This is a genomic window from Methylocystis sp. JAN1, from assembly GCF_052186135.1.
Taxonomy (GTDB): Bacteria; Pseudomonadota; Alphaproteobacteria; order Rhizobiales; family Beijerinckiaceae; genus Methylocystis.
On record NZ_CP181499.1, the window covers coordinates 302935 to 323650 of the forward strand.

The following is a 20716-nucleotide window of genomic DNA, read 5'->3' on the forward strand; positions in this document are numbered from 1 at the left end:
GAGCCTGGGCAGGACCAAATAGGCGGCGCCGGGCGGGACGAAACGCCCAAGGGTTAATCAACAATCAAGCAAAAAGCCTGCGTCCTCGCGACATTGCTTGTTTTGGCGCCCGCGGCGCGGCGTTCAACGTTCATCAACCGGGCCTCGAACGGCGGCGCCGGTCGACGGAGAGCGGCGCAATTCAACCTACATGCGGAAATCCTCGCCGAGATAGATGCGCCGTACGTCCGGATTGGCGACGATCTCCTCGGGCGGGCCCTCGGTCAGGACGTGACCATTGTAGATGATGTAGGCGCGGTCGGTGAGGCCGAGCGTTTCGCGCACGCTGTGGTCGGTGATGAGGACGCCGATGCCGCGCGCCTTCAGATGCCGCACGAGATCCTGAATGCCGCCGACCGCGATCGGGTCGATACCGGCGAAAGGTTCGTCGAGCAGCATGAAGGACGGATGGCCCGCCAGCGCGCGGGCGATCTCGCAGCGGCGCCGTTCGCCGCCAGAAAGAGCGATGGCGGGGCTCTCGCGCAGGCGCGTCAGCCGCATTTCGTCGAGCAGCCCGTCGAGCTCCTCTTCGCGCTTCCTGGGGTCGGGCTGGGTGATCTCCAGCACGGCGCGAATATTGTCCTCGACCGACAGACCCCGGAAAACCGAGGCTTCCTGCGGCAGATAGCCGATGCCGAGCCGCGCCCGGCGATACATGGGCAAGGGCGTCACGTCATAGCCGTCGAGCGAGATGACGCCCTTGTCGGGCTTCACGAGCCCGGTGATCATATAGAAGACCGTGGTCTTGCCGGCTCCGTTGGGACCGAGCAGGCCCACGGCCTCTCCGCGCTTCACATGGAGGCTGACATCCTCCACCACGCGGCGCGATTTGTAGGACTTTGCGAGATTATGGACGGAGAGCATGCCCTCCCCGTCGTAACCGGAACCTTCCAGATAGGCCCCGGCGGAGAAGCCCTCTCGCCCGTCGTCGCCGCCGCTCCTGGCCTGCGCCCAGGTAGGAGCGTCTTCGGGAGGGGCGCCTGAATTTTCAGCAGACGGGTCGCCGCGCCAGTCGGCTTCCGCCAGATCGTCCGCCTTGTGCGACCGGACCTTTTCCAGGCGCGCCCGCGCCGAGCCGAGCGCCCCGGCGAGGGAATGCGCGGCGTCGCGGAGACGGGTGGCGAAGGCGGCGAATTGGCTCAAGGGGCTCCCGTCGCAGAGGGAAGAAAAATATCCGCTGCCGCGGCGCGCCCATCCTTCCCGTCAGGCGCCGACGGCGCTTCCTAGCGCAAGCTCGAACGCGCCGCCAGAGGACGCGCCGTCGCGCTGGCGGCCCGGCCATCAGGCCCAGGGGCGGGACTGCGCGGAAGCCTTTTCGAAAGCGTCGATCTTGTCGGCCTTCTGCAGGGTCAGGCCGATATCGTCGAGCCCGTTGAGCAGGCAGTGCTTGCGGAAGGGATCGATGTCGAATCTGATCACGCCGCCGTCGGGGCCGCGAATCTCCTGGGCTTCGAGGTCGACGGTCAGCGTGGCGTTGGCGCCGCGCCTGGCGTCGTCGAAAAGCCTGTCGAGCTCCGCCTGCGTCACCTTGATCGGCAGAATGCCGTTCTTGAAGCAGTTGTTGTAGAAGATGTCCGCGAAGCTCGTCGAGACGATGCAGCGCAAGCCGAAGTCGAGCAGCGCCCAGGGGGCGTGCTCGCGCGAAGAGCCGCAGCCGAAATTATCGCCGGCGATCAGGATCGTCGCCTTGCGATAGGCCGGCTGGTTCAGGACGAAATCCGGATTCTCCGAGCCGTCCTCGCGATAGCGCATCTCCGAGAAGAGGCCCTTTCCGAGGCCGGTGCGCGCGATCGTCTTCAGATATTGCTTCGGAATGATCATGTCCGTGTCGACATTCATGATCGGCAGCGGCGCGGCGACCCCCGTCAGCGTGGTGAACTTGTCCATATTCCTCGGCCTGGCGCGTTGGTTTGATTGACGCGCCCTTTAGCAAATTGCCCGGCCCAGGCAAAGGGCCGTCCAGCCGACGCGCACATTGCCGTAGCCCGTGTGCTGGCCCCTGCGCCTGGCCATACGCGAAGCCGGCGGCTCCATAGACGAGGAGGGTCGGGCGACCAAGAAGCCGGCGCGGCCGCGCAGCGCGCCGAACCGGTTGAGGGAGACGCCGATTTCCGGAGGGCGCGAGCGGGACGAGGATTCCCCCGCGGGGGCGCGGCCGCGCCCCGCGACTCCGTTCGGGTGGAAAGCGTTTCAGCTTTTTTGGCTGCGGCGATTTCCGACCGCTTGCATTTCATGCCGGCGGAAAGCGCGCTAAGGTGAGGCCGAGGGCAGAGTTTCAGGCGACGAATGATCCCGCAAAACTGGCTCGTCGAAGCAATCGGCTATCTCGCCGCGGCGGCGAACGTGTTCGTCTTCGTGTCGAACACGATGATCCCCCTGCGCATCGCGGCCATCGCCGCGAACGCGCTCTTTGCGGCCTATTTCTTCCTCAAGGGCTATTATCCGCTTTTCGCCCTCAACGCCTTCATGGCGCCCATCAACGTCTTCCGCCTTCATCAGATGCGACGGCTCATCCTCGACGTGCGCCACGCGACGCAACAGGCGGCCGAGGGCGAGTTCGATTACGAATGGCTGCGGCCCTATATGAAGCCGCTCAAGATTCCCGCAGGCTTCACGCTCCACCGCAAGGGCGACCTGTCGGAGGAAGCCTATATCATCGTGAAGGGCGAGATCTTGCTGCTCGAGCCCAATGTCACGCTTAAAGCAGGCGCCTTTTTTGGGGAGATGGGCTTGTTCACGGAGGAGAACCGGCGCACGGCCACGGTCGTCGCGGCGACCGAGGTTGAACTCCTCTGCGTGCGTTACGACGAATTGCTGGAGCTCGCGGCGCAGAATCCACGATTTGGCTTCTATCTCATGAAGCTGATGATGCGGCGCATGCAGCACAATGTGGAGCTGGCGCGGGAGGGGGCGGCGGCGAAGGAGAAGCCCGTTACGGCCGAAAACAGGACGGACGCCTGACGTGTGGTCCCCGCCACGCCCGCGCTTGTCGCGGGCGTCCGCGCTCCGCCGTTTCGATTGCGCGCGCGGATGGCCGGGACAAGCCCGGCCATGACGGCTAGGATCGGCGCAACGACAAGATGGTCGCCCCCGCGTGGGGCGAAAGGTCAAGGGAAGACATGTCCGAGAAGCTCTATCTCGTCCCCGAAACGTGGAAAGACGCCCGCATCGACGAAGAGGCCTATCGCGCGCTTTACGAAGAGTCGCAGAGAGACCCGCAAGGCTTCTGGGCGCGGGAGGCGCAGCGGATCGACTGGATCACGCCCTTTTCGAAGGTGAAGCATACGAGCTTCGACCTGCATAACGTCTCGATCAGATGGTTCGAGGACGGGACGACCAATGTCGCGATGAACTGCGTCGACCGGCATCTTCCCGAACGCGCGCGCCAGACCGCGATCATCTGGGAAGGCGACGATCCCGCCCAAAGCAAGCACATCACCTACGCCGAGCTGCACGAACATGTCTGCCGCTTTGCAAACGTGCTCAAGAAGCACGGCGTCAAGAAAGGCGACCGCGTCACCATCTATCTGCCGATGATCCCCGAGGCCGCCTACGCCATGCTGGCCTGCGCGCGCATCGGCGCGATTCACTCGGTGGTCTTCGGCGGCTTCTCGCCGGAGGCGCTCGCGGGCCGCATCGAGGATGCGCAATCCGACGTCATCGTCACCGCCGACGAGGGCCTGCGCGGCGGGCGCAAGGTTCCGCTCAAAGCCAATGTCGACGCCGCGCTCGAAAAGGTGGAAGCGAAGAGCGTCATCGTCGTCACGCGCACGGGCGCCGACATTGACTGGCTTCCCGGCCGCGACTTCCGCTACGAGGACGAGGCGGCGCGCGTTCACGCCGACTGCCCCTATGCGGAGATGGGCGCGGAGGACCCGCTCTTCATCCTCTATACGTCGGGCTCGACCGGCAAGCCGAAGGGCGTGCTGCATACGACAGGCGGTTATCTCGTCCATACGTCGCTGACGCATGAACTCGTCTTCGACTATCGCGAGGGCGACATTTACTGGTGCACGGCCGATGTCGGCTGGGTGACGGGGCACAGCTATATCGTCTACGGCCCGCTCGCGAACGGCGCGACCACGCTCATGTTCGAAGGCGTGCCGAATTATCCGACCGTCTCCCGCTTCTGGGAGGTGGTCGACAAGCATGGCGTGAACATCTTCTACACCGCGCCGACCGCGATCCGCGCCTTGATGGCCGCCGGCGAGGAGCCGGTGAAGAAATCGGGCCGGAAATCGCTGCGGCTTCTGGGCTCGGTCGGCGAGCCGATCAATCCTGAAGCCTGGGAATGGTATCACCGCGTGGTGGGCGAAGGGCGCTGCCCCATCGTCGACACGTGGTGGCAGACGGAAACGGGCGGCATTCTCATCGCGCCGCTGCCAGGTGCGACAGACCTGAAGCCGGGATCCGCGACGCGGCCCTTTTTCGGGGTCTTTCCCGAGATCGTGGACGCCTCGGGGAAGGTGCTGGAGGGCTCCTGCGAGGGCAATCTCGTCATCGCCGATTCATGGCCGGGACAGGTGCGCACCGTCTATGGCGACCATGAGCGCTTTGCGCAAACCTACTTCTCGACCTATCCCGGCAAATATTTCACGGGCGACGGCGCGCGACGCGACGCGGACGGCTATTATTGGATCACCGGCCGCGTCGACGACGTCATCAACGTCTCCGGCCACCGCCTCGGCACGGCGGAAATCGAAAGCGCGCTCGTCGCGCACGACAAGGTCTCGGAAGCCGCCGTCGTCGGCTATCCACACGACCTGAAGGGGCAGGGCATCTACGCCTATGTGACGCTGATGGAGGGCGCCCATCCGACCGAGCATCTGCGCAAGGAACTGGTCAAATGGGTGCGTGAGGAAATCGGTCCTATCGCGACTCCCGACGTGATCCAGTTCGCCCCGGGCCTCCCCAAGACCCGCTCGGGCAAGATCATGCGACGGATTTTACGCAAGATCGCGGAAGGCGAGTTTGGCGCGCTGGGCGATACGTCGACGCTGGCGGACCCGGGGGTCGTGGAGGAGCTGGTGCGGGGGAAGCCTTCCTAGAGCGCGGCTCGCGAAAAAGCGGGAACCGGTTTTTCGCGTGAAGCGCGTCCTAAACCTTTGGCCTGCGTTCAGGCGATTCCGGCTGAACGCAGGCAGCGCGATCTAACCTCCTCGTCCATGCAGCCTTTACAAGGTCTTGGCTCGAGTCGCCCCCGCATTCGGCCACTTGCGAGCCGATCCTACATTCGGGATCGCCCCGCCGAACTGCATAGCTACGTCATGTCGCGGGATTGACGCGCTCTCCGCCTCTCGCTCGTCGTTCTGACGATCGCGAAAAAGACCCAGCCGGCAAAAAGCAAAAGGCCGATAATCAATTTCGTGAAGAAAGTTATGCCGTGCAATAAATAAACGCTAATCATCAAGACAAGCGTGACCAACGTTATGATTTTCATGTTCAGCATGATTACCTCCCAGCTGGTCGGAGCGTCTCTTTCCCCGGCGAAGGTCATGCCTGCGGCGTCGAGAGCGGCGCAGATGGCGGCGGGAGTCGCGGCGATCGGCTGGCGGGCTCCTCTCGCAAAATCCCATGACGTTCGGGACGGACATCTTGAACGCGGAGGCCAAATCTCCCATGACCAGTCCATAGGCGTGCGCGCGGCCTTGCCTCGGGCGGGAAGAATCACCAATTTGCGCCCGTCGCACTTTTATTGTTGACACGCATTGCATGATTCATGCGCACGCTACCACGTTATGCGCAATGCGCAACTTGGAAACGTCACTTTTTCGAATGGCTTTCCGATGGCGCTTTCGCCAATCGCCCGCCCGATGGACCGCAATGCGCGCCTTTTGCCGCTCGCTCGCGTCCTCATGCGCCGCGAGGACGACAGACGAGCAATCAGTCTATCGTCGACCGCCTCTACGCCGAGCGCCGCTTTGCCCGGTTCGAATATCGCGCTGAACGGCGGGCGTCAGCTCTCGCCGTTCGGACTCAGCCTCCGCGCTCCTCGCCGGAAGGCCGGCAAATTCTCCTATTTTGTCTATTAGATAAGGGTAAAAGGGATTTGAAGACATTCGCAGGAGCGCGTCCAGGCTGACGATTAAGGCGCCTCGCTCTCCGCGCGGCGCCAGGGCGCCCAGATGGATCCCGAAGTCGTCTGAGTCGTCGGGGGTGAGCCCGTAAAGCGCGTCTGTGAGGGGGAACGGCAGCGCAACATGAGAGAGCGAAAAAACGCCCTTTGGATATGAAAGCCCGAGCCGGCGCGTGCGTTGCTCCATGGCGCCCGCGTCGGTCGCGCGCTCCAGCGCCTCGTCTGTCCCTTCGCCAGCATTCGCAATAACCGTTAGACGATAGTTTCGGACGCCGGGCGGCGCGATATCGGCAAGCTTGGCGTCCGCCGAGGCGCGCAGCAACGGTCCGAACTTCTCGTTGCGATTTACGTCGAATAACACCAGTTCGCTGCCATTTGCAGGCAGACGATCATAAAGCCCGGTCAATACGGCGGGGGTGCTCACTGTAAAATCCATGACGGACTGAAAAGTGAGAAGCGGCGGCAACCCGTTCAGCGCCTTCTCGCGTTGACGAGCTATGATTTGCCTTTCAAGCGCGTCCGTCAGGCGGTAAGCCTGCCTTGCGCCGTTCACCGGAAAAGAATTGTATTTGAAGGGGTTGAACTCGGGCATCACGCTGAGCCACGCCGCCTTCGCAAATGCCGGGAGCATTGCGGGCAGACCCGCCAGGCCTGCGAAGCGCGCGAAACGGGTTATGCCAACCATGGGCGAAATCAAAATCACCCGGTCCGCTTGCGGCAGGTCGCGGTTCTCCAGCGCGTCGAGCGCGTATTTTAATGCGAGCGATCCGCCGTTGGAGAAGCCGACGATATGAAGCGGCAAGGGCGCCGGCGCCCGCCGTCGCGCCTCTCTCACTGAAAGTCTCGCCGCCTCCAGCCAAGCCCTCCAGTCGACTGCGGTGAGAGCCGCAGGCACGGTGCCATGTCCGGGCAAACGTATCGCCACCACGATGAACCCTCGTCCCCGATAATGGGAGGCGATATGTCGCAAACTATAGGGCGAGTCGGTTAGACCATGCAGCAAGACCACCGCGCCGGAAGGCGCTTCCGCCGGCTCCATTATATATGAACGGTTCCAATTCTGTTGGAATCTACCCGGGTAGACCGGGCTGTCTTCGAAGTATCGATTGAAAGGAACTCGCTCTTCCGGGTAGAGCTTCCTGCTTACTTCGGCCGTCAAGGAAGCAAATAACTCGTCTTCTCTCTTCAGATAGGCGTCCCAGTCAGCTTTCGCGATTTCCTCGACGCTCAGCTCTTGCGGCACGTAGGTGTGCCACACGTCCAGCGGCAAGCCGCGTTGCGAATCATAAATTCGGACGCCGAGAAAAACAGCCAGTATCACGCCCACTAACGCTGCGGACCATTTGATTGCCCTCAGGACGATAATGCGCATTTACTGAGCCCGACGCGTCGTCATGAATTTTGTTGCGCTGAAACTTAGGCGCTTGTCAACGCCCTCGCTCGCTGTCGGGATGAATTGCCGAGCGTGGGCGAATCCTCGCCTTTCGGAAAGAGCGTCCCCGACAAAGGGCGGCTTAAGATGGCCGTCGCAGGCGGCGCGCCATGTCGGCGCCGAGTGGGTTGAAGATCGAGCAAGTTGCGAGGGAAAGGTCTCCGGCGCTGGCCTCGCCGTAAAGGATGGACCTTGAACGTCAACGCGACATCGTTCCGCGCGAAGGGCATTGCAAGATAGATTGGCGGCCAGACTGAATTAAATCAGCTTGGATATGATTTCGGCGGCCTTCTTTTCATCCGTTTCCCGCTGCTTTATGCGTTCAGCCAACCAATCCGCGAGTTCCTCCAGGTGCTTCAAGCTCTCGCTGATCTCCTGAAGCTTCTGTAGAGCCTTCTCTTCAAATTCTGTCATTCCGAAGCCCTGCCATTGAAGGGAGTTGTTCCGTTTCGGAGCTTTGCCGCTTTCACCTGCAAAAGCGCGGCGGCGCCCTCAGCGACAGGTCGCCGAGGGTGCGCGTCTCCCGAACGTCGCCGTGGACAAGTCAAGCCATTTAACAGGCGCTACTTGCCGGCGAGGGCGTCCCGCAGCGCTTTTTCCTTCGTGTCGTCCAAAGAGGTTTTGAGCACGGTCCCGCCCGTTCCCTTGATGGCCTCGAGAACCTTGTCGCCGGTCACCTTCCTCACGAGCAGAAACAGCGCCGCATTGCCCGGCTGCAAGCTGTCCGACAGCTTCTTCATGAAGTCGTCGTTAATTCCGTAATCGGCGAGAGCGCCGCTGATGGCACCGGAAGCCGCGCCGAGCGCGACGCCGAGCAGCGGGTTGAGAAAAACCATCCCGATCAGAAGGCCCCACAGCCCACCCGAGGCGGCGCCGGCCGCGGCGGTGTTGAACAGCTGATTGAGTTTGACATTGCCGTCCGTCTGCTTCACCGCAATCGCAGCGTCGCCGACCTCGATCAGATATTCCTTCTGAAGATCGAAGACCTTCTTGCGCATTTCCTCGGCCTTGGCCTCGGTTGGATAGACGATAACTACCAAATCAGACATTTTCGCCCTCTCTTGTCAGGCGCTGCGTGGGTTGCGTGAAAGCTCCGATAGCCGTCGCCGCCCGAAGCAGACGGCCCGATTGTTTGCCTGCGCCAATCAAAGCCCACGCTGCGCTCAGGCGGCTTAAACGCAGACAGCGCGATTAGCGCGCGCTAGCGCCAAGCGCAGACTCTGCGCCCACCGCGCCACCAGCAAACTCGACGCGCGGGTCGGCGGCGGCAGACGCGCCGGCCCCCGCTCCACCAGCAGGTCGTACGAGCTTCCTCGACGGGAGGGGCGAGTACGGATGGCGTCGCGTCGTCCACTGGGAACGGGGCAGCCAAAGCCGCCGTCGACGACAAAGACGCGCCCGCTACCGCAAGCGTGGCTCCGCCCATGAGAAAACCAAGAAATGCGCGACGCGGAATCTCGCTCATATTCGCCTCCTGCTCGCTCTCAATATTCCGACCGTACGCGGAATATATTAAGACTGTCATCGATCGGCGCCAGAGGCAACCGAGGCATTGTCGACCGCCTGCCGAAGCTGCTGAACGCGACTCGCATATCCGGCGCGAATTTCAGGATCGACGATCGCGACCGGCGCGTCGATCGCAAGGCCCGCCACGCTGCTGACGCCCTGCGCGACGCCCATCGAAATCCCCTCCATGCGCTCTCCGACGCCCGCCTGAGAGGCGCGAGAAGCGCCGTTGATCAGCTCCTCGCCAAGAAAACGCACAACATCCGGATTTTTTGCGAACTTGCTGTGACGAAGCGGATCGCCCGCAGCTGCGCCGCTCAGATCGATAATCTCAACGCCTTTTTCCGCCATCCACGGTTTGCCGGCGGGGTCCGCGCCGCCAAGGCGCGCGACATTTCCGCCGACGCTGCGCGACAGACGGAGCGCGCGATCCTCACGCGACAAAAACACCACGACATTTGGTCGTTTCTCTCCGAAACTTCCGAGCTGCGCGCGGAAGACATCCACGTCGATGTCAGGCGACGCAAGGATCAAACCCTGGATTTTCGAAGGCAACCTTCCGTCGCGTATCGCGATCTGACGCAACGACTCCATCGCCGCCCACGCGCCCATCGAATGCGCGAGGATGGAAATTTCGCCGACATTCGGGCTCTGCGCGAGTCGCCGCAGCAGCTTCTCCAGGGCGTCTCGTGAAAACGTCGCGCTTTCCCGGTCGTAAATATAATTCAGGACGCCGCCGCGCGACGGCCAGCTGAACAAGACCGGAGCGGCCTCGGCGCCGGAGTCATGGAATATCTGCGCAAAATTGAAAAGCGCGGTTTCGAAGCGCGTGTTAAATCCGTGGATGAAGACGAGCACGCGGCCGTTTTTAGCCCTATGACGCCGCAGCCAGTCTTCGACCTGTCGCGCTCCGTCGAGAGAGTCGACCTCGACGGTCGCGAATTCGCTTCTCGGGTCGGGGGGAAGCGTTTGCGGCCATTGCACCTGGCCGATCTGCCGGCGCTCGTCCGGCGGAATGGAAATGACGAAACTTTTGAGAGACGTTTCTCCGCGCTCCCCCGAGAAAAGCACGCCCCGTTCCGGCGAAACGGCTCGCGTCGTCGCGACGAGAATGTTGAGGCGCGCCGCGCCCGGCGCAATAGCTGGCGCGGGCTCGAGAACGCCGATGGGCGTCGCGCAGCCGCCGAGCGCGGCTCCGATCAGGAGAATCAGGCGCCGCAGCCGGTGAGCGCTTGTCCGCATTCGCGCATGAGGACTTTCACGAAGAAACGCCCTCATGTTCATGGTCCAACCTCAAAAATTACGCTTCATTGGCCTGGTGCGGTCGGAAAATCACGACGAAAGCGCCGATGACCAGGCCGATAAGGACCAACAGGAGAGCGGCCTGCTTGAGCCACGCCATCGCCGGCACGGTGAGCGCAAGGACAATTCCTAACACCGCAATATCCGCGGAAACATGCACGCCAGCCACAAAAGTTCCGAGCGCGAGCAGCAACATGAGCGCGAGACCCGTCGCGGGGCCGCTCAGGAAGGTGTTGACCGACGGCAGCAGCAGGATGCTCATCGCGATCAAAAACGCGAGCCAGTGCAGCGACTGCGTGATGACCAGCTGTTTTCGGGCGGCCTTGTCAGGGGTCTGCCGCCAGCCGATGGCGATGCAGGCGAGGCCGATGGCGAAAGCCAGAAACTCCCAGTATCCGTACAGGGGCCGCCCCGACATGCTCGTGTAAGCGACGCCCAGGATCGCCAGGATGAGGACGACGAGGTAAGGCAAACGGGCGCCCAGCCACTTCGCAAATCGTTGGGGAGGCGTCGCTTGCTTTGACGGGGTGTCGATTTCAGTCTGTGTCATGACTAAGCACCTATGTCTGGCTGATAATGACCGCCGCCGCTTCAGATCTGGGCCGTGCGTCCTGTTAAGTTTTTTGGATGTCCGCCGATGACCGCCTTCGGCGCATCACGGAGCCGCCTAAAGCCTCGTCCGACCGTTTTTCCCAATAGGGCTTAACTACCGGCATCATAGCTGTCGCCCTCACAGTGGCGCAAGGCGGCCTCATGGCGAGCTCTTCCCCGGCGAGCCGCCGGAGGGTGAAATAGAGAAGACCGCTGGGGGTTTTCCAGCCTCGAACGCGTCCCCGGGCGCCGCCGTGAAGAGGACTGCGCCCGCGACAGGCGCCGCGACGTCCAATTGGCTGAGAGCCGCCTCGGCCGCCCCCAACGCCGTTCGGCTTTCTTCGACGGCCGCTCGATCGGCGGCGGCGCGTGCGGCGGCGCGTTCAAGGGAGGCGCGCGCCTGCTCCAGCGCCGCGCGGGCCGCCGGACCGCGCCCCCTGGTCCGTTGCCTGCGCTCCCACTCTCGCTCCGCTTTCGATTGAGCCGCGACGCTCTCCTCCGCCTGCCGCGTCGCCTGCGCCAGAATGGCCTTTTGGCGCGCGACGGCTTCCTCGAAGGGCGCCGGGTCCAGTTTTGCGCAGACCCGCCCGGCCTCTACGACATCGCCCGGCTCGCAAAGAATCGCGATGATGCGCCCCGAAGCCGGCGCCAGCGCTTCCCTGGGCTCGGGCGCGACAACATTGGCGCTCGGCGCCGTCGCCTCGTTCGTCGTCCCCCCACGCCAGAACACATAGGCCTCGCCGCCAATCAGCGCCGCGAGCGCGACGGCGCCGAGCGCCGCCTGCCACCGACCGGAAATGGCCACAGGCCGCTTCGTTGCGCTTCCCTGCGTGGCGGAGCTTTCGCCAAGGCGCCCGGCGCCTTGCGAGCGCGGCGGCGCGAAATTGCGGATCACGAATTTCTCGGCTTCGACGACCAGGAAGAAAACCAGCCCGCCGAGGAATAGCTGGGGCCAGATATTCAAAGGGATCGCCTCTGTGCCGAACAGACGCTGCAGCGGCGGCGCGTAGGTAAAGAGAAGCTGCAAAACGACGACCGCGGCGATTCCGAGCGGCAAATAGGGATTGCCCAGATGCGCGGAGATCGAGAGAGACGAGTCCGTCTTGAATCGGCTGTTCAGCAGATAGAAAATCTGGCCGACGACCAGCGTGTTGACGGCGACCGTCCGGGCCAGTTCATCCGATGCGTTCGCGGCTTTCATCCAGAAAAACGCGGCCAGCGTGAGAACGAGAAGCGCCACGCCGACGAAGATCACCCGCCATACCGCAAATCCATCCAGTATCGGCCGATGAACGGCGCGCGGCGCCCGTCGCATGACGTCGAGCTCATGGGGCTCGAACGAAATGACGAGCCCGAGCGCGACGGACGTCACCATATTGACCCACAGAATCTGCGGCGCCGTGATCGGCAGCATGAATCCCGCGATAATCGCGACGAGAATGACCAAAGCCTGAGCGACATTGGTCGGCAGCATGAAAAGGAGCGCTTTTTCAATGTTGTTGTAGACGGTGCGTCCTTCGCGCACCGCGGCGGTGATCGAGGCGAAATTATCATCGGCAAGCACCATCGCCGCCGCTTCCTTGGTGACCTCGGTGCCTTTTATGCCCATGGCGACGCCGATGTCGGCCCGCTTAAGCGCCGGCGCGTCGTTCACCCCGTCGCCCGTCATCGCCACGACCTGGCCGTTGGCCTGTATGGCTTTGACGAGACGCAATTTGTGTTCCGGGCTTGCGCGCGCGAAAACGTCGACGCTGCGAACCGTTTCCTGCAGCGCGCCATCGTTCATCGCCTCGATTTCGCTGCCCGCGATCGCCGTCTTTCCGTCGCCGACGCCAAGCATTTTAGCGATCGCCGCCGCAGTGATCTTGTGATCCCCCGTGATCATGGTCACGCGAATGCCGCCCTTATGGCATTCCGCCACGGCTTCGATCGCTTCCTTGCGCGGCGGGTCCATGAGGCCGACAAGGCCAAGCAGCACGAGCGTCTTCGGCAAGTCGCCCGGGGTCAAACTTTTTGTTCCGACGTCGGGGTTCTTCAACCAGGCGAGCGCCAGCACGCGTTCGCCCTGCGCCGCAAGACGATCAGCCGCCTCGCTCCAATATGCTTGGCGGAGAGGCTCCGCGCCGTTCTCCGTCTCCTGACGATCGCAATGGGCGAGGATCACTTCCGGCGCGCCCTTGACGAGAAGAAGACGGCCGCCGCCTTGCTCCTCATGCAGGGTCGCCATGAATTTATGCTCGGATTCGAAAGGAATGGCGTCGACGCGCCGGCGGTTCGCCCTCTCGCTGCTCCGCTCCAATCCGAGTTTGGCCGCAAAAGGATAGAGCGCCGCCTCGGTGGGATCGCCCTCGACCTTCCACAGGCCGTCGACCTCGCGCAGCTCGGAGTCGTTGCACAGCGCCGAAACAGTCGCCATGCGGGTCAAAACGGCGCTGGCGCCCGCAGGCTTTTCGTCGAGAAGGACTTCACCTTCGCTCGCATAGCCGTTTCCCGTGACGCGATAGGCAGAATCAACCGTGACGGCCGAAGCGACCATCATTTCCATGAGCGTGAGCGTGCCGGTCTTGTCAGAGCAGATGCGCGAAACCGATCCCAGCGTCTCGACCGCCGGCAGGCGGCGGATGATGGCGTTGCGTTGCGCCATCCGCTGCACGCCGATTGCGAGCGTGATGGTGATCAGCGCCGGCAGTCCTTCGGGAATGACCGACACCGCAATGCCCACCACGGCTTGAAAAGCCTCGACGAAGGACAGGTCGCGGACCCAGCGTCCATAGGCGAAGACAGCAACGCTCACAAAGCCGATCACCTTCGCGATCGTGTGGCCGAAATCCTCGATCTGGCGCAGCAGCGGCGTTTCAAGCGCATCGACGGAGGCGAGCATCTGATTGATGCGGCCGAGCTCGGTATGCGCGCCGGTGTCCACGACGACGCCGACGGCGCGCCCGGAAACGACGAGCGTTCCTGAAAAGGCCATGTCTTCGCGATCGCCGACAGTCGAATTTTGCGGAACCGGCTCGACCGACTTGTCGGCGGGCACGGATTCGCCCGTCAAAGCCGCTTCGTCCGTCCGAAGATTTTTGACGTCGATCAATCTCAGATCCGCCGGGACGCGATCTCCCGACTCGAGAAGCACGACATCCCCCGGGACAAGCCCTTCGGCAGGCACGACGCGGGCCTCTCCGTCCCGAAGCGCGCGCGCGTCGGCCGACAGCATGTTGCGAATGGAGTCGAGAGCCTTTTCCGCCTTTCCTTCCTGAAGAAAGCCGAGGATTGCGTTGATGAGGACGACGCCCGTGATGATCGACGCGTCGAGCCAAAGACCGAGCATCAATTTTACAAAGCCGGCGCCGAGAAGGACATAGACGAGAATATTGTCGAACTGCTGCAGGAACCGCATGAGCGGCCCGCGCCTGGCGCCTTCCGGCAACCGGTTTTGTCCATACTCAGCAAGACGCCGCGCGACTTCGTCGGAAGAGAGGCCTTTTGTCGGGTCGCTATCGAGACGACGCAGAGTCTCTTTAACTTCCATGGCGTGCCAATTCTGCGAAGAAACATTCTGGCTGGTCATGAAAGCGCCTCCCGTTGAACCGATCTTGTCGGATCGCCACGGTTTAGTAAAGTAGAGAGGTTTTGCTTTTCCTGCTGACGATCACGCAAAAGGCGAGCTCGCGCGCGTTTCAGAAAACACGCAACGGGGTTCGAATATAAGGACGTTGCGCGTATCTAAAGGGAGCGCGCTTCGCGCCGGAGCGGCATCAACGCTCGCTTGTCTAGAGATTTGCTGTCAGGCAATTTCTTTGACGCCGAACCACAGGACGTAAAGCGCAGGCGTAACGACAAGCGTCAGGACAGTCGCGACCAGCAATCCGCCCATGATGGCGAAGGCCATCGGCCCCCAAAAGACAGTGGGCGCGATCGGAATGAGGCCGAGAACGGTGGAGACGGCGGTCAGCATGATCGGGCGGAATCGCGAAAGAGTCGCGTCCACGACGGCTTTCCATTGATCGCTTTGCTGGCGGCGCTCGATCTCTATCTGTTCGACAAGGATAACGGCGTTGCGCGCGATCATGCCGAGCAGCGACAGAATGCCCAGGATCGCGACGAAGCCAAGCGGCTTACCGAAAATCAGCAAGGCCGCGATAATGCCGACGAGGCCCATCGGCACGATCGCCAGGACAAGGAACATCCTGCTGAAACTTTGCAACTGGATCATCAGGAAAGTCGTCATCAGGAACAGCATCAGCGGCACGCGCGCGAACACCGAGCCCTGGGATTTGGCGCTTTCCTCCACGGTTCCGCCCGTCTCGATCCGATATTGCGGCGGGAGGCGCGCATTCATCGCGGCGACAGCGGGAGCGACAGCGGCCACGGCCGTCTCGGCGGTGAGGCCCCTCGCGGGGTCCGCTTGCACCGTCAAGGTTGGCGTCCGATCGCGCCGCCAGACCAGCGGACTTTCCTGCCGGAATTCGAAGGTCGCCAACTGGCTCAAGGGCGCGACGCCGCCGTTGGGCAGCGGAATCTGCAAGGACTGCAGCGCGTCGAGCGACATCCTCTGCTCTTCCGTCGCCCGCGCGACGACGTCGACGAGATAGATGTCGTCGCGGACTTGCGTGATCGTTTGACCCGTGGCCACGCCCTGCAACGCGCTCGCCACAGCCTGCGAGCTCAATCCAAGCAGCCGGGCCTGATCCTGATCGACTTTTACGTGAATGGCGCGAGCCGGTTCGATCCAGTCGAAATTGATGCGCGTGACCGCCGGGCTCTCGCCCATCGCCTTTGCAAGCTCAAGCGCGATGTCGCGCACTTTCTCGATATCGGGCCCGCTCACGCGATATTGCACGGGCCATCCCACAGGCGGCCCAAGTTCAAGCGGCGCGATGCGCGTGACAAGCCCCGGAAAGCGCTCGGCGAGAACCGTCTCCAGCTTCTTGTGAAGCCGCTCCCGCGCATCGACATCTTTGGCGATGATGACGAACTGGGAAAAGAAGTCGTGCGCGAGCTGGACGTTGAGAGGAAGGTAGAAGCGTATCGCGCCGCGACCCACATAGGCGCTCCAGCTCGCGACGTCGGGATCGTCCTTGAGGATTTTCTCAAGTCGCTCCGTCGCCTCTTGGCTCGCATAGATTGAAGCGTTCTGCCGCAGGGACAGGTCGACGACCAGTTCAGGCCGGTCCGAGGCGGGAAAGAACTGCCGCGGCACGAGCGGCGAGATCAATAATGCGATGACGAAACAGGCAAGCGTCGCGCCGATGGTCGCCCAACGATTTCGCATCGCGTTGACGAGAAGCTCGCGGAACGTCTTCAGGAGTCGGCCTTCCTGCGCCTGGACCGGCCCCTCCGGCTTGGACAACAAAAGAACGCCGACCAATGGCGTGAACAGCACCGCGACGAACCAGGAGACGATCAGCGCGATCGACACAACGGCAAAGATCGAGAACGTATATTCGCCAGCCGAACTCTTGGCGAGCCCGATCGGCACGAAACCGGCGGCCGAGACGAAGGAGCCCGTGAGCATCGCCATCGCGACGCTGTCATAGGCGTAGCTCGCCGCCGTCTCCTTATCGTCGCCGAGCTCGAGGCGCGAGGTCATCACGTCCACGGTGGTCATGGCGTCGTCGACCAGAAGGCCGAGCGCGATGATGAGGGCGCCGAGCGAAATCCTTTGCAGGTCGATGCCCGCCATCTGCATGATCGGAAAGACGATGGCGAGCGTGAGCGGGATGGAGATCGCGACGACGGCGCCGGCGCGCATCCCGAGGCTCACGAAACTCACCGCCATGATAATCGCGATCGCCTGCCACAGCGACGTCATGAAATCGCCGATCGCGTCTTCGACGATCTGCGGCTGGTTGGCCACAAGGACCGGTTCGACGCCCACCGGCAGATCCGCGGTTGCCTCTTTCATGGTCTTGGCGATATTTGCGCCGAGCGCGAGCACGTCGCCGCCGGGCCGCATGGCGATGGCGAGTCCGATCGCCGGACGGCCGTTGACGCGGAACATCGGCTGAGGGGGATCGACGAAGCCGCGCCTGATCTCGGCGATGTCGCGCAGCCGGATCAAGCGGCCATTGGCCAGAATGTTGGCGGCCAGTATGTCCTTCTCGGAGTCGAAACCGCCGGAGACGCGCAGCGAAAGCTTTTCGTCCTGGGTTTGCACGACGCCGGACGGGCTGACCGCATTTTGCTGCTGTAGCGCAGCGATGAGCTGGGAACGGTCGATTCCAAGTCCCGCCAGATGCCGCGTCGAAAACTCGATGAAGATTTTTTCTTCCTGAGCGCCGAGCACCTCGATCTTGGAGACGTCCGCGACGCCGAGGAGTCGCGACCGGACTTTTTCCACATAGTCGCGCAACTCACGCTGCGTGAAGCCGTCGGCCGTGAAGCCGTAAATGATCCCGAACGTGTCGCCGAAATCGTCGTTGAAACCAGGCCCGACAACCCCCGCCGGGAGCGTGTGGCGCATGTCGCCGACGTTCTTGCGCACCTGGTACCAGATATCAGGGACCTCCGATGGCGGCGTGGCGCCTTTCAAATTGACGAAGATCGTCGTGGACCCGGCCGTCGTGTAGCTCCGGATGAAGTCGAGGCTCTTCGTCTCCTGCAACTGGCGCTCAATGCGCTCGGTCACCTGTTTGAGGGTGTCGTCAATGGTCGCGCCCGGCCAAAACGCCTGAACGACCATCGTCCGGAACGTGAAGTTCGGATCTTCGTCGCGCCCCAGGCTAAAATAGGAGCTCAGTCCCGCGATGGAGACCGCGATCATGCAATAAACGATGAATGACCGATGCCTGAGCGACCAGGCGGAAAGGTTGAGGCCGCTCATTCGCGCGCCTCCAGCACGCGGACTTTCTGGCCGGGGTGCAGCGCCTGGACGCCCGCGGTGACGATCATGTCCTCCGGCTTGAGCCCCTCCGTGACGACGACAACGTCGCTGGAGAAGCGCGACACCTTGACCTGCCGCAACGCGACGGTCTTTGTCCCCGGGTCGACGATCCAGACGCTCGGCCGTCCGTCCGTCTCCGTCAAGGCGCTCGCGGGGATGGCGATTGCGGCCCTGGAATCGAGGCGAACGCGGCCGGACACGGTGGCGCCGAGCCGCATCGCGGACGGCGGCGACAGGATCGCCACGCGGACACGGAAAGTGCGCGTCGCCGGGTCCGCCTGCGGGTCGACCTGACGGACCCGCCCGACCGCGGTCACGCTCGGATCGTCGGTCAGGGCCAAATCAATCCGCGCGTCGCGCGGCGCATCGCGCAAAATACGCGCGGGCGCGTCGAAGACCGCGTCCCATCCTCCCGTCCGGGCGAGGCGAAAGATCGTCTGGCCAGGCTGAACCACTTCGCCGGCTTCCGCCGAACGCGCGACGATCGTTCCGGACGAGTCCGATTTGAGCTCGGTGTAGCTCACATTGTCCTGGGCGATTTTGAGCTGAGCGGTCGCGTCCTCAACGTCCGACTTTGCCGTCTCGACAGCGGTCTGCGCCTGGTCGAACTTGGTTTTTGTCGTGTAGCGACGCGTCAGAAGCGATTGCTCGCGGGCGAAAACGTTGCGCGCTTCGCGCAAACGCCCCTGCGCGGCGGTCAATCTCGCCTGCGCCGAGCGAAGCCCGTTCATCTCGTTTTGCGAGTCGAGCCGCGCGAGCAACTGGCCGGCCTTGACGGCGTCGCCCGTGCCCACGAAGCGCTCGATCATGCGGCCGCCGATGCGGAACGAAAGCGCCGCCTCGTTTTCCGGCTGAATGACGCCGGTAAGTTCAACGCTTTCGCCGAGCTTGCTCTTTTCGATGACCGCCGCGCGCACGGGCCGCGGCGTTTGCGTGTCGTCTTGCCCGTCCCGGCTGCAGCCGGCCAACGCCAACAGAAACGCTGGAGCCGCCCAAAATAGGCATCGCGAAACTGGTCTCATCCCATTCGCCTGATCAGGGCCAAAGCGCATTCCCGAATGCGCGACGCGCGCCCTAGCGGTAAAGGGAAAATACTGCGGGGTCTGCAATGACCCTACGAGGTCCGGCGGGTTTCCTGTGGATAAGTTTGCGGCCGGCTCCCCTCCGATCGCCGTCCGCAGCCAAGAGCCGATAAATACGACTCAGATGGCGTAAGCCGGATAGGGTCCCGTCGATGCGGCGGGGAGAAACCGCGCGGGGAAGTTGAGAGTGCGGACCACGGCGTTGCTGGCCCCATTGTCGAGACGGCTTCGCGCATGCGCGTCGGGATCGCTCATCCTCGCGGCCGCCGGCCTTTCCGGCTGCAATCTTGATTGGGAAAAGCCTGATCTGAGCGTCCCCCCGCCGGAGCGCTTCCTCGAAGCAAAGCCTAAATCGGCGCAGCCCATTCCATCCGGACGGGATTTTGCGATCAAATTCGGCTCCAAGGAACTCGCGGCGCTGACGGCGCGGGCGCTTGACGATAATCTGGCCATCGCCGCGGCGATGGCGCGCATCGACCAGGCCGACGCCAGCGCCCGCATCGCCAGCGCCGCCCTCTGGCCGTCTCTTAGCCTGGGCGCCGCCGCGCAACGCGCGCAGGTTCCGGGAACGCTCGTCAGCGAAACGCCGAATTTCAATCCGGCCCAATCCGTGCTGCGGGAGGCCGGAAACCGCGAAGGCGCCCGGCTGGCCGAAGACCTTGCGACGTTCAGGTCGACGCGCGCCAACTTTTTCGCGTTGGGCTTGAACGCCAGCTACGAAATCGACTTCTGGGGCAAGAATCAGAACGCTTCCAACGCAGCCCGCCTGCTTGCGAATGCGTCGCGCTTCGATCGTGACGTCGTGGAGATCGCGACCGTCGCGGCCGTCATGAACGCTTACTTTCTGGTCCTGGCGGCGCAAGACCAGCTTCGCATCGCCACGGAAAACGTTCGGATCGCCGAGCACGTTCTCGGCGCGATCGACGCGCGGCTGGAAAAAGGCGCCGCGACCATGCTGGATCACGGCCAGCAGGCGGCGGTTCTCGCCGGACAGAAGGCCGCCATTCCGCCGCTGGAGCAGACGCTGCGGCAGACCAAGGTCGCGTTGGCGATTTTGCTGGGACAGACGCCCGAAACGATCGAGATAAAGGGCGGCACGCTGAACAAGCTGCGTTACCCCCGACTTGAACCGGGCCTTCCTTCCGAGGTCTTGTTGCGGCGCCCGGACGTCGCCGAGGCTGAGGCGATATTGGCGTCGCGGGAATTCTCGGTGCTGTCCGCGCGCGCGGCGTTCTTCCCGTCGATCACGTTGAACGGGCAATACGGCATCCAAAGCATCGTCTTGCGGAATCTCCTCCGGCCGGAGGCGATCGCGTGGGAAGTCGGCTCGAATTTGGCGCAGCCATTGTTCGACGGGTTCAACCTGCAAGGCCAGTATCAACTTCAGCAGGGGCGCTACGCCGAAGCCGCCGCGCTTTATCGCCAGCGCATTCTGGCCGCGCTCGGCGATACGGAGAGCGCCCTCATCGCGATGAAGGAAACCGCCAAAAGCGTGAAAATCGGCGTCGAAGCCGTCGCTGCTTCGAAAATCGCGCTCGACGCGGCCGAAGCGCAGCTCCTCGAAGGCACGATCGACGTGATTACGTTGTCGACCGTGCAAACGACGTTCTTTCAATATGAATTCAACCTCACCCTCGCCCGGCTGGCCTACTACCAATCCGCAGTGAGCCTTTACCAGGCGCTCGGCGGCGGCTGGTCGCCGACCACGCGCAACGCCGAGATCGCGCGCGCCAACGAAGCTTACGAAGCCGGCAAGGGCCCCTGGCCGTAAGGCGCGGCGCCCCGAAAAATGCAGCCCGAGCGAA

14 protein-coding genes are annotated in these 20716 nt (G+C 63.0%); 3 read left to right on the top strand and 11 right to left on the bottom strand.

Annotated elements, in window-relative coordinates; genetic code table 11:
- Positions 1-186: 186 nt before the first annotated feature.
- Together lptB and leuD are read right to left on the bottom strand one after the other, a co-directional pair.
- On the bottom strand, positions 187-1182 hold the full coding sequence (lptB, locus tag ACNHKD_RS01435) for an LPS export ABC transporter ATP-binding protein (protein ID WP_442755355.1): 996 nt from the start codon (positions 1180-1182) through the stop codon (positions 187-189).
- Between the two features lie 138 nt (positions 1183-1320).
- On the bottom strand, positions 1321-1926 hold the full coding sequence (gene leuD / locus ACNHKD_RS01440) for a 3-isopropylmalate dehydratase small subunit (RefSeq protein WP_442755356.1): 606 nt from the start codon (positions 1924-1926) through the stop codon (positions 1321-1323).
- A 399-nt stretch (positions 1927-2325) separates the two neighbouring features.
- Between leuD and ACNHKD_RS01445 the strand changes: the two genes are divergently transcribed.
- Positions 2326-3000 (top strand): Crp/Fnr family transcriptional regulator, encoded by a 675-nt coding sequence (locus ACNHKD_RS01445; protein ID WP_442755357.1) that lies wholly within the window; start codon positions 2326-2328, stop codon positions 2998-3000.
- A 158-nt stretch (positions 3001-3158) separates the two neighbouring features.
- Positions 3159-5087 (top strand): acetate--CoA ligase, encoded by a 1929-nt coding sequence (gene acs, locus ACNHKD_RS01450; protein ID WP_442755358.1) that lies wholly within the window; start codon positions 3159-3161, stop codon positions 5085-5087.
- A 212-nt stretch (positions 5088-5299) separates the two neighbouring features.
- Here the strand turns inward: acs and ACNHKD_RS01455 are convergent, their stop codons facing one another.
- The 9 genes from ACNHKD_RS01455 to ACNHKD_RS01495 all read right to left on the bottom strand — a co-directional run bounded on the left by ACNHKD_RS01455 (position 5300) and on the right by ACNHKD_RS01495 (position 18803).
- Positions 5300-5710: a hypothetical protein gene (locus ACNHKD_RS01455; RefSeq protein WP_442755359.1), complete on the bottom strand. Its 411-nt coding sequence runs from the start codon at positions 5708-5710 to the stop codon at positions 5300-5302.
- Between the two features lie 217 nt (positions 5711-5927).
- Entirely contained in the window at positions 5928-7487 is a 1560-nt protein-coding gene (locus tag ACNHKD_RS01460; protein WP_442755360.1) for an alpha/beta hydrolase, read from the bottom strand.
- A gap of 318 nt (positions 7488-7805) precedes the next feature.
- Entirely contained in the window at positions 7806-7961 is a 156-nt protein-coding gene (locus ACNHKD_RS01465) for a hypothetical protein (protein ID WP_442755361.1), read from the bottom strand.
- 149 nt (positions 7962-8110) lie between these two features.
- Positions 8111-8596 carry a DUF1269 domain-containing protein gene (locus ACNHKD_RS01470; RefSeq protein WP_442755362.1) on the bottom strand — a complete coding sequence of 162 codons (486 nt, stop codon included), beginning with the start codon at positions 8594-8596 and terminating at the stop codon, positions 8111-8113.
- Between the two features lie 472 nt (positions 8597-9068).
- A complete protein-coding gene (locus ACNHKD_RS01475; RefSeq protein WP_442755363.1) occupies positions 9069-10295 on the bottom strand; it encodes an alpha/beta hydrolase in 1227 nt (408 codons plus the stop codon).
- A gap of 58 nt (positions 10296-10353) precedes the next feature.
- Complete coding sequence (locus ACNHKD_RS01480; protein WP_442755364.1) at positions 10354-10905, bottom strand: hypothetical protein; 552 nt, start codon at positions 10903-10905, stop codon at positions 10354-10356.
- Between the two features lie 201 nt (positions 10906-11106).
- Positions 11107-14514 (bottom strand): HAD-IC family P-type ATPase, encoded by a 3408-nt coding sequence (locus ACNHKD_RS01485; RefSeq protein WP_442755365.1) that lies wholly within the window; start codon positions 14512-14514, stop codon positions 11107-11109.
- Positions 14515-14730: 216 nt separating this feature from the next.
- Complete coding sequence (locus ACNHKD_RS01490) at positions 14731-17769, bottom strand: efflux RND transporter permease subunit (protein ID WP_442755366.1); 3039 nt, start codon at positions 17767-17769, stop codon at positions 14731-14733.
- Complete coding sequence (locus ACNHKD_RS01495; protein ID WP_442755367.1) at positions 17766-18803, bottom strand: efflux RND transporter periplasmic adaptor subunit; 1038 nt, start codon at positions 18801-18803, stop codon at positions 17766-17768. Before ACNHKD_RS01495 ends, ACNHKD_RS01490 begins: the two co-directional genes overlap by 4 nt.
- A 295-nt stretch (positions 18804-19098) precedes the next feature.
- On the opposite strand from ACNHKD_RS01495, the gene ACNHKD_RS01500 reads away from it, so the two are divergent.
- The gene (locus ACNHKD_RS01500; RefSeq protein ID WP_442755368.1) at positions 19099-20682 is read left to right on the top strand and encodes an efflux transporter outer membrane subunit; all 1584 of its coding nucleotides are present in this window, start codon (positions 19099-19101) and stop codon (positions 20680-20682) included.
- Positions 20683-20716 lie beyond the last annotated feature (34 nt).